Origin of the sequence: Wolbachia endosymbiont of Drosophila leontia, from assembly GCF_028981785.1 — a bacterium.
Lineage (GTDB): Bacteria > Pseudomonadota > Alphaproteobacteria > Rickettsiales > Anaplasmataceae > Wolbachia > Wolbachia pipientis.
In genome coordinates, this window is the sequence record NZ_JAPQLK010000061.1 from 135 (window position 1) to 3,965 (window position 3,831).

Consider the following 3,831-nt stretch of genomic DNA (forward strand, 5'->3'; position numbering starts at 1 on the left):
CCAGCTTGCAAATGATTGTCCTTTCCTTCATTTCTCTCCTATTACGAAGATTTTAAACAGGTTCTAAGAAATTTGTTAGTATATGAATAGCGATTATTGATTTTATCACTATAGTTATGTTTTAACATAGAGACCTCTTATACAGTCAAAATTGGAATTACATTAAGATAGAACAAGCTATGAATATAACGTGAATGAAAGAAACTACAGATCACGAAATTTCCGGATAACTATGGAACCATTATAAAATAATAAAATTAAAAATTTAATAATTTTAATTATAAATCTAGCATATCAACTAACGGTATGATTTAAATTTTCTTTCAATTCCACTCTATCTTCGCCAGTTTTGCATACAGCCCGTCTTTACTCATTAGAGAGTCATGAGTTCCTACTTCTTCTACTTTTCCATGATTAATTACTATAATCTTGTCAGTCTTGAGTGCGGTTGATAGCCTGTGTGTAATTACGATTGTTGTTCTGTTTTGCATTAACTTGCTCAATGCTTTTTGCACGAGGTTCTCACTTTTGTAATCAAGGGCAGAGGTTGCTTCATCCAGTATTAAAACCTGAGGATTGTTGAGTATGGCCCTTGCTATTACAATACGTTGTTTTTGTCCTTCAGAAAGTTTTAATCCTCTTTTTCCTACAAATGTATCAAATTTGTCAGGCAGCTTATCAATAAATTCCATCGCATAAGCGCTGATGGCTGCTTGCTTCACTTCCTCATATTCGGCACCTGGTTTGCCATATAGTATATTTTCCATTATTGAGCAAGAAAATATCATGTGATCTTGTGGCACTAAGCCAAACAACGATCTGAGGTCATTTAGCGCAATTGACTTAATATTGTGCCCATCGATAGTAATGCTACCTTTGTTTGGATCATAAAAACGGAGCAGAAGCTTTAAAATGGTGCTTTTACCACTGCCAGATGGTCCAACAATTGATACTGCTTGACCTGCTTCTATAGAAAATGATACGTTATTTAACGCTGGCTTATCAGACTGAGATTCATAAAAAAATGTTACGCCATTAAACGAGATTCCCTTTTGAACACTACAAATTTTTATAGGATCATCGGGATCTGCTATAGAGCTTTTCATATTTTTAAATTCAAATAAACGCTCTACTATTCCAAGACCTCGTTGTAAATCACTGATATTATCGCTCAAATTATTTATAGCTCCTGCTGCGAGCGCTGAATAAAACACAAATGAGGAGAGTTCTCCAATAGTTATATTATTGCTTAAGACTTCTTTAATACCAAAAAAGAGCAAAACAACTAGTGAACCTATCACACACGTGATAACTAGAGTTACTAAAATAGCACGCAAGAGTACTAATTTTACGTATGATTTTGATACTGAGTTTAAATGTTCCTTAAAACGGATTTTTTCGTTTTCCTCGAGTACAAACGATTTGATAGTCACTATGGATCTAAAATTTTCCTCACTAAATGACGCAAGCTCACTTAATTTATCCTGAGCAAAGCGTGCATAGCTACGCACTTTTTTTCCAAGTGAGGTCATGATAATGAGTAGTATAGGTATTATTGCGGCTGCATACGCAGTTAGTTGTATATTTGTATATAATAACATAGCAACACTGCCAATCAGAATCACAAAATTTCGTAATATGGTTAGTAAGCTGCTGTTTATTATTGATTGCAGCACAGAGGTATCAGTAATTAACGCTGAGATAACATCTTGTACGCCTGTGTTCTCAAAGAAACTTGGTTGCAAGTTAGTGATACTGCTATATAAGTCATATCTGATTCTTGCGATAACTTTCTCGCTGCCAATGCCAATGAAATATAACCGAGTAAATGCAGTGAGAGAAATGGCTAAAACTATAAGTATTGCAACTAATAGTTTGGTAGTAAAATCGTGCTCTGTGCCAGAATCAATTATATTGCTTAAGCCTCTGCCAAAGAGGAGGATCGTTAAGGCTGAAAATAAAACTGCAATAAAAGCTATGACAAAATAGGATAGATTAGGCTTTATATAGTAAAATAACTGCCTAATATTAGATCGCATCTTATTTTAAAGTTTCTAAAGTTAAGTATATAGATTTTAGTTTCAGGGGAAAGGGGAAAGGTGTAGTATGAAGCAATTTAGGTTCTGCAGCTGTTGTGATTTTAGTCCACCAAGAAAGGGTAGTAGCCCGCAGAAACGAAAAACTTGCTTGACAAACTCCGCCAGTCCTCTTATCATGGTATCGAGGGTATTCAGTTATCTTCATCTGTGCAGATTAAACAGCAAGAAAACAACGTAGTTGGCGTCTTATTTTTAATTTTTTGCACTATGTGCACCTTATGTCTTCACAACATTTCTAGGTTTTTACCTATATAAGCTGAAACGCGCTTATAAGTCGTTTAAGACAGTATAGTACGCCAATTTGCAGGATTAGAGAGTGACAACTAGCTAACACGGGGTTTCTTTTGCCTTTTTTTCTGCTTAGTAAATTTCTTAAACATTTAAACTAAGGTGAGTTGCATTTAAAAGCAGCTAAATTGCAGTGTTTAAGACTTAAAAAACGCCAATACTGAAAATAGACAATGACTAGGGCTTCTTTTGCCTTTTTTTTCGTTTGGTAAATTTCTTAAGTATTTATGGCTAAACGACAATCGTCATCCCGCTACGTGTTAGCGCCGCGGCGGTATAACTATACTTAAAAATATGGTTGAATAGTTGTTAATAATAGTGTATAATTATTAATCTTTTCTCAGTATTTTTACTGTGGCTCTTTCTAAATTTCTCGATCCAAAGTTAGATTTAACATTTAAGAAAATCTTTGGCACTGAAAAAAATAAGAATATTCTTATCCATTTTTTAAACGATATTTTAGGATGTACTGAAGTCAACACTATACAAGAAGTAGAATTCTTAAGCACCATTATGGACCCTGAAATTGCTTCTGATAAACAAAGCATTGTTGATGTTCTTTGCAGGGATTCTAGTGGGAACAGGTATATAATTGAGATGCAGCTCACTCGTGATAAAGGCTTTGAAAAACGCGCACAACTTTATGCTGCTAAGGCTTACTCAAGACAAGCTGATAAATCTGGTAAATACGTTGATTTAAAGAAGATTTTCTTTATCGCGATTTCAAATTGTACCTTATTCCCTGATAAGCTTGACTATATATCTAGCCATACCATCAGAGATGAAAAAACCAATGAGCATGACTTAAAAGATTTTCAATTTATCTTCATAGAGCTGCCAAAATTTCCTAAGAGTAGAGAAGAATAACTAGAAAGTGTAGTAGACCGTTGGCTATTTTTTTTCAAATATGCAGATGAAACAACGGACGAAGATCTCAGAAAAATTGCGGAAAAATCACCAATAATAAAGCTAGCATATGATGAATTAGATAAGTTTCACTGGAATGAAAAAGATCTAGTAGCTTATGAAGAAAGAATAATGGATCTGCGCAAAGAAGAAGCCATTCTTGAATACAGACTTGATCTTGCTAAAGAGGAAGGTAGAAAAGAGAGGGAAATTGAAGTCGCAAAGAATCTACTTAAAGCAGGTGTTTCTTTTAATATTATAGCTCAAACTACTGGTCTTTCTATGAGTGAGATCAAAGAATTGCAGAATTAAGTGTGAATGGTTACGAAAAATATAAGTTTTTGCGATAAACGACATAGTGATGTATTTGTTGTTCAGCATGTCAGTGGAATATTTTCTGGTATCTGTTCAGGTGCATGGCTAATGCTGAAACAAAAATTCCAGTGCTCCTTTTTTTGTCATCCCAGTCTGGGATGGCTTTGTTGCATCGCTAGCTATGATGGATTAAAGATAAAAAAGATGGAGAATATCAGTAGCT

General features: G+C 34.5%; 2 protein-coding genes and 1 pseudogene. 2 read left to right on the forward strand and 1 reads right to left on the reverse strand.

All coding sequences use genetic code 11. The annotated features are described in order from the left end of the window. Positions 1–323: 323 nt before the first annotated feature. Positions 324–2,039 (reverse strand): ABC transporter ATP-binding protein, encoded by a 1,716-nt coding sequence (locus OZD63_RS01940; protein WP_275007984.1) that lies wholly within the window; start codon positions 2,037–2,039, stop codon positions 324–326. A gap of 702 nt (positions 2,040–2,741) precedes the next feature. On the opposite strand from OZD63_RS01940, the pseudogene OZD63_RS01945 reads away from it, so the two are divergent. Both OZD63_RS01945 and OZD63_RS01950 read left to right on the forward strand, forming a co-directional pair. Then, positions 2,742–3,605 (forward strand): annotated as a pseudogene (locus OZD63_RS01945) (Rpn family recombination-promoting nuclease/putative transposase). 6 nt (positions 3,606–3,611) lie between these two features. Then, a partial coding sequence (locus OZD63_RS01950; protein WP_458695129.1) for a hypothetical protein occupies positions 3,612–3,831 on the forward strand: 220 nt, incomplete at its 3' end.

Excerpts from the sequence above, each read along its gene's own strand:
- OZD63_RS01940 (WP_275007984.1), bottom strand. The coding sequence starts at position 2,039 with ATGCGATCTAATATTAGGCAGTTATTTTACTATATAAAGCCTAATCTA.